Origin of the sequence: Actinotalea sp., assembly GCF_041597215.1 — a bacterium.
Lineage (GTDB): Bacteria > Actinomycetota > Actinomycetes > Actinomycetales > Cellulomonadaceae > Actinotalea.
Map to the genome: position 1 here is coordinate 1 of NZ_JBFHHB010000202.1, position 5,902 is coordinate 5,902.

The 5,902-nt window shown below is 72.6% G+C and carries 8 protein-coding genes and 1 riboswitch; of the genes, 6 read left to right on the plus strand and 2 right to left on the minus strand.

Annotated features, from left to right (window positions below):
- Both ABWK99_RS12675 and ABWK99_RS12680 read left to right on the plus strand, forming a co-directional pair.
- A partial coding sequence (locus ABWK99_RS12675; protein ID WP_372595065.1) for a hypothetical protein occupies window positions 1–502 on the plus strand: 502 nt, incomplete at its 5' end.
- 7 nt (window positions 503–509) lie between these two features.
- The gene (locus ABWK99_RS12680) at window positions 510–1,373 is read left to right on the plus strand and encodes a hypothetical protein (RefSeq protein ID WP_372595066.1); all 864 of its coding nucleotides are present in this window, start codon (window positions 510–512) and stop codon (window positions 1,371–1,373) included.
- A gap of 34 nt (window positions 1,374–1,407) precedes the next feature.
- On the opposite strand, the gene ABWK99_RS12685 is transcribed toward ABWK99_RS12680, so the two are convergent.
- Window positions 1,408–2,262 (minus strand): SGNH/GDSL hydrolase family protein, encoded by an 855-nt coding sequence (locus ABWK99_RS12685; RefSeq protein ID WP_372595067.1) that lies wholly within the window; start codon window positions 2,260–2,262, stop codon window positions 1,408–1,410.
- Between the two features lie 101 nt (window positions 2,263–2,363).
- A riboswitch (cyclic di-GMP riboswitch) is annotated at window positions 2,364–2,438 on the plus strand.
- A 249-nt stretch (window positions 2,439–2,687) separates the two neighbouring features.
- On the opposite strand from ABWK99_RS12685, the gene ABWK99_RS12690 reads away from it, so the two are divergent.
- Window positions 2,688–3,071, plus strand: coding sequence for a hypothetical protein (locus ABWK99_RS12690; protein WP_372595068.1), 384 nt, complete (start codon window positions 2,688–2,690; stop codon window positions 3,069–3,071).
- Between the two features lie 49 nt (window positions 3,072–3,120).
- Here ABWK99_RS12690 and ABWK99_RS12695 read toward each other — a convergent pair whose 3' ends face one another.
- Window positions 3,121–3,792, minus strand: coding sequence for a uracil-DNA glycosylase (locus ABWK99_RS12695; protein ID WP_372595069.1), 672 nt, complete (start codon window positions 3,790–3,792; stop codon window positions 3,121–3,123).
- 154 nt (window positions 3,793–3,946) lie between these two features.
- Here ABWK99_RS12695 and ABWK99_RS12700 point away from each other — a divergent pair, with 154 nt between their 5' ends.
- From ABWK99_RS12700 to groEL, 3 genes are all read left to right on the plus strand, one after another.
- Window positions 3,947–4,243: a DUF3263 domain-containing protein gene (locus ABWK99_RS12700; protein ID WP_372595070.1), complete on the plus strand. Its 297-nt coding sequence runs from the start codon at window positions 3,947–3,949 to the stop codon at window positions 4,241–4,243.
- A 58-nt stretch (window positions 4,244–4,301) separates the two neighbouring features.
- The gene (locus tag ABWK99_RS12705) at window positions 4,302–4,898 is read left to right on the plus strand and encodes a LytR C-terminal domain-containing protein (RefSeq protein ID WP_372595071.1); all 597 of its coding nucleotides are present in this window, start codon (window positions 4,302–4,304) and stop codon (window positions 4,896–4,898) included.
- 201 nt (window positions 4,899–5,099) lie between these two features.
- A partial coding sequence (gene groEL, locus ABWK99_RS12710; protein ID WP_372595072.1) for a chaperonin GroEL occupies window positions 5,100–5,902 on the plus strand: 803 nt, incomplete at its 3' end.

A 5,902-nucleotide genomic window follows, 5' to 3' on the forward strand; every position in this document is an offset into this window, starting at 1 on the left:
CCTGACCAGCGCTACCCTCGACCCGCGCCACCCCTGCGTGTCCCCGCGCCACCCCTGCGTGTCCCCGAAGAACTGGAGCCGACGGATGTCCCGCCTGCGTCCGACCCGCCGTGTCGCAGCGCTCGCGCTCGCGCTCGTCGGTGTCGCGGGCCTCTCCCTCGCCTCGGCCTCGCAGCTGAGCATCAACGGGACGACGCTCCAGGCCGGCAGTACGGTCGTCTCCTCCTGCCAGCCGGCGAGCGCTCCGGTCGTGGTGACCTTCACGACCTCCTACTCGAGCACGGCCCCGGCCGGGTTCCGCGCCACGGGCGTCACCTTCTCCGGGTTCGACGCCGCCTGCGGGGGTCTCGCGCTCAAGGCGCGGCTCCTCGACACGACCGGCGCTGCGCTCGGTGCGGAGCTCGTCGGCACGGTGCCGTCCGCCGGAGGCTCCCTGACCCTCTCCGTCTCGAGCACGGCAGCGGAGAGCATCCGCTCCGTCTCCGCCGTCGTGTACGGCTGAGCCGACCGTGACCGGTACGCGCCCCGCTCGCCTGCGCACCCGCGCGCGCGTGGGGCTCGCCCTCGGCGCGGTCCTCGTGCTCGGCGCCCTCGGGCTCGCGAGCGCCTCCACCCTCGGCATCACCTCGCGCGGCCCGGCGGTCGTCACGGCGAGCTCGCCCTGCTCCGGCACCGCGCGCGTCGAACCTGCGGTCCCGACGAGCTCCGCCCAGGTGACGACCTCCGCGGTCAGGGTCGACCTGCCCACCGGCTGCACCGGCAGCCACACGGTCCAGGTCGCCCTCGACACCGGCAACGGGATCGCCACCGGGTCGGGGCTGATCTCCTCCGGCGGCACGATCGACGTCGGGCAGGTGTACACGGCGACGACGACGATGCCCGTGACGACGACCCTCGACGGCTGGAGCATGACGTCGACCTGGTCGTTCCCGATCGCCGCCTGCACCGTTCCCGGAAGCACGACGGCCACCTGCGAGGTCGCCCTCACCTGGACCGGCGGTCCGAACCTCTCCGGCAACGCCAACCTGCCGGCCGCCTTCACCGTCAGCACGACCTCGACCACCCCGGTCGCCTGGCAGGTGACCATCTGGACCTCGCGGATGGGCAACCCGCTGAACAGGATGGGCAACAGCTCGGTCGACGGCTACTCGGACGGGCTGACCACCTGGTCGAGCTCGGGGAACGTCAACGACGTGGACGCCGTCTGGTGCTCGAAGATCTCCGGGTCGGCGGGGATCGCCGTCGAGGGCCGTCCGAGCGGACCGGCGAACAACCGGTTCGAGACCGTCGTGGCCGGCCGGGACCGGTACTTCCTCGTCATGGTCAACGGTCCGCAGTCGGGCGCCGACATCCGCGTGGCGAGCTGCAGCTGAGGGGTCGCGGCGCCGGAGGCGGGCGCCGGGGACGTCAGTCCGTGCGGACGGTGATCAGCTCCGGGTACTTGGGGAAGCGCTCGTCGCCGGAGGACTGGTGGCGCAGGCGGCGGGTGGCCCAGGGGTAGGCGTGGTCGCGCAGCCAGTCGACGTCCCCACGTACCCGCTCGGCCAGCGGAGGGCTCGGCAGGGGGACCATCGGATCGTCCCAGGAGGGGTCGTCCGGCTCGAGGCCGAGGGCGACGAGCGCGGCCTCGGCGACCCGTCGGTGGCCCTCGGTCGTCAGGTGGATCCGGTCCGGCGCCCACATCCGCCAGTCCTGGAGGGAGCGCATGCCCCAGACGTCCATCACGAAGGCGCCGTGCCGCCGGGCGATGGTCCACAGGTGCGCGTTGAGCACCGCCGTACGCCCGCGGGTCCGTCGGATGACGGGGCTGTCCTTGGAGTCGATCCCGGTCGCGATGAGCACGTCGACACCGGCCGCGCGCAGGGCGGCGACCTTCGCCTCCATGCCGGCGGCGAGCTCGTCGGGGTCGGCGGCCGGCCGGAGCAGGTCGTTCCCCCCGCCGATCAGGCTCACCAGGTCCGGGCCGAGGGCGAGCGCTGCCGGGACCTGCTCGTCGAGGATCGGGCCCAGGAGGCGCCCGCGGATCGCGAGGTTGGCGTACTGCACCGGTGCGCCTGCTGCGCGGCGTGCGAGACCCTCCGCGAGCAGGTCGGCCCAGCCGCGGCAGACGATCGTCGGGTCGTGGACCCCCGTCTTGTCCGGCGGCTCGTGGCCGGGTGCGTCCCACAGGCCCTCGGTGAACGAATCGCCCACGGCGACGTAGCGACGCCACGGTGCGGTGCCGGTTGTGGCATTCGGGTGGCGCGGACGGGTGATTCTCATGGGTGACATCCCCTCCAATGCCCACGAGCCGGTCAATCCGGGCACGGTGCGCGTCGCGTGCCCTGGACGCTCAGGGGCCCGGGAGTCATCCTTGACAGGTCAGCGACAAACGGCAAACCCATCGCGAGGTGGGGACGCAAAGCCACGGGGCCCCAGAGGTCAGCCGAGCCACCGAACGACGGGGGGTCACGATGCGGATCCTGACCCGGAGCCGCACGGCTCCCGCGCCCAGCACCCGGTGGACGAGTGCTGGTCCTCCGCCGCCGACGCGGTGGCACCGTTCCCTCAGCGATGATCCGCAGCGACCGATCGGCTGAGGTGAGCTAGTTGTCTTGACCGATGGGCAGGATGCCCGTCGAAGCACCACGCGGAGCGACCCAGGAGGGGTTCAGGTGAAGAACGCGTCAGCACGACGAGCGGCTTCTGTGGCCCTCCTCGCCCTCGCACTTCTCGGCGTCCGCGCGGCCGGGGCGTTCGGCACGGACGCGTTCGGCTCGACCGTCCTGGTGGGCGCGACGGGCAACGACGACTGCGGCCGGTCCACCATCGCCGTGGACTACGACGTCGACTTCGATCTCGATCTGCAGGGCTACGGGGTGAGCGCCGCCCGGCTGTCGGGGCTGGACGAGCGCTGCCAGGGGTACGACCTCGTCGTCACCCTCAACGGACCCGGGGGGGTCCCGTTGGCCGAGATGTCCGGGCAGGTCGATGCGACGCGCATGCGCGTCGCGGTGCCGGTGGAGACGCCGGTGCCTGCCGAGCAGCTCACGGGGGTGAGCGTCGTGCTCAGCAGGGAGGTGGGGGCCTAGCCCCGCGGTCGACCGGGTGCCGCCCCGCCGGGGGGTGGGGCGGCACCCGTCACCCGCACCAGCGCACGGGGCTCTCGCCCTGCTCCGCCAGGAGGGCGTTCACCCGCGAGAACGGCCGGGAGCCGAAGAACCCGCGGGCGGCCGACAGCGGGCTCGGGTGCGCGCTCGCGACCACCGGGACTCCCGGCAGCAGGGGGAGGAGCTCCTGCGCCTGCCTGCCCCACAGCACGGCGACCAGCGGGCCGCCGCGGGCGGCGAGCGCCCGGACGGCGCAGGCGGTGACCTCCTGCCATCCCAGCCGGGTATGCGATCCCGGCCCGTCCTGCCCGACCGTCAGGACGCGGTTGAGCAGCAGGACGCCCTGGTCCTCCCAGTCCGAGAGGTCTCCGTCGGTCCGTGGCGCGCAGCCGAGGTCGTCGGAGAGCTCGCGCAGGACGTTGGCCAGGGAGCGCGGTACCGGGCGGACCCCGGGAGCGACCGAGAACGCGAGCCCGACGGCATGCCCAGGGGTGGGATAGGGGTCCTGGCCCACCAGGAGCACGCGCACCCGGGCCATCGGGAGGCGGAAGGCGCGAAGCACGTCCGTGGACGCAGGCAGCACCTCACGGCCGGCCGCCCGCTCGGCAGTGAGCGCCGCATCGATGCGGTCGAGGGTCGACCGCACGGGCCCGAGCGCCGCGGCCCAGTCCGTGGCGATCTGGTCCAGGGGGAGGCTCGACACCGCGCCAGGCTAGTGCCGCTCGGCGGGGTCCGGCCCGGGGACCGGGAGGGTAGCGCCTCGTCCGGCAGGCGGCCGGCCGCGACGCGCCGGGGGAATGACACGCCTGTGATTCCGGCAGTAGAGTGGCGCCCAGTCGTCCGGCCAGGAGGTCAGCATGGAAGCCATCGCGCACACCGTCACCACGGTGCCGGCGCCCGTCGGTGAGCTCACCGAGCGGGACCGCGCGATCCTCGACTTCGAGCGCCAGTGGTGGAAGTACGCGGGTGCGAAGGAGCAGGCCGTCCGCGACCTGTTCGACATGTCGGCGACGCGCTACTACCAGGTGCTCAACGCGCTCATCGACTCCCCTGCGGCCCTCGAGCACGATCCGATGCTCGTCAAGCGGCTCCGCCGGATGCGGACCTCCCGTCAGCGCGCGCGCACCGCGCGCCGGCTCGGCGTCGACGGCTGACCGGACCGGATCACGGTCCGGTCCGCCGCAGGCGGCCGGACCAGATAGCCTGACCGCCGTGAGAGCGGCCGACTACCCCTACCCCCCGGACGAGTTCGACGCTGCTGCCGCGGGCGGCCCCCAGGGCGTCCACCGTCGCCCCCGGTCCTCGTGGAGCCGCTGGTGGCCCTTCCTCCTGGTGCTCGTCGTCGTCCCCGGTCTGGCGTACGGCGCGGTGACGGTCGCCACCGGCGGGAACCCCTTCAGCTCCGGTGAGTCGTCCACGACCTCGACCGCGACGACGGATGCGTCGAGCCCCGAGCCCACGGCCGAGGAGACCGCGACCGAGGAGCCGACGGAGGAGCCGACCGCGACGGAGGAGCCCCTTCCTGCCGCCGACCTCGGCGCGCCGGTCGACGTGCAGAACGCGACGACGACCAGCGGTCTCGCCAGCGGCGCCAAGACGCTCCTCACCGACGCCGGCTTCACCGCCGTGACGAGCGGGAACTTCGCCGGGGAGACGCCGGCCGCATCGGTCGTGTACTACGCGGCCGCCGAGGACGCGGGAACGGCAGCAGCCGTCGCGGCCGCCCTCGGGATCGGCGTGGTCGAGGAGTCGGCCGACGCGGTGCCGGACGGGATCCTCGTGGTGCTCGCAGGCGACTACCAGCCCTGAGCCGTCCGCGCAGCGGCCGACCGCCGCTTGCACTCGCACCCGTCGAGTGCCAATAATGCCTTAGCACTCTCGACCCGAGAGTGACAGAACATCCTGGTCCGGTGAGGATCGGACGCCCGCGGGACATGACCGCGAGCGGCCCGGTCCGTCCGTCGCGGGCGCTTGGACCAGCCCACCGTCATCAACGGAGGATCGTCCCGAATGGCCAAGATCATTGCCTTCGACGAGGAGGCCCGCCGCGGTATGGAGCGGGGCATGAACGCCCTCGCAGACGCCGTCAAGGTCACCCTCGGCCCCAAGGGCCGCAACGTCGTGCTGGAGAAGAAGTGGGGCGCCCCCACGATCACCAACGATGGTGTCTCCATCGCCAAGGAGATCGAGCTCGAGGAGCCGCTCGAGAAGATCGGTGCCGAGCTCGTCAAGGAGGTCGCCAAGAAGACGGACGACGTCGCCGGCGACGGCACCACCACCGCCACCGTCCTCGCCCAGGCGCTCGTGCGTGAGGGCCTGCGCAACGTCGCCGCCGGCGCCAACCCGATCGCGCTCAAGCGCGGTATCGAGAAGGCCGTCGAGGGTGTCACCGCCCAGCTCCTCGCTGCCGCCAAGGAGGTGGAGACCAAGGAGCAGATCGCTGCGACCGCTGGGATCTCCGCCGGCGACCCCGCCATCGGCGAGCTCATCGCCGAGGCGATGGACAAGGTCGGCAAGGAAGGCGTCATCACCGTCGAGGAGTCCAGCGCGCTGGGCCTCGAGCTGGAGCTGACCGAGGGCATGCGCTTCGACAAGGGCTACCTCTCGGCGTACATGGTCACCGACCCGGAGCGCCAGGAGGCCGTCCTCGAGGACGCCTACGTCCTGCTCGTCGAGTCGAAGATCACCAACGTCAAGGACCTCCTGCCGCTGCTGGAGAAGGTCATCCAGGCCGGCAAGCCGCTGGTCATCATCGCCGAGGACATCGAGGGCGAGGCCCTGGCCACGCTCGTCGTCAACAAGATCCGTGGCAC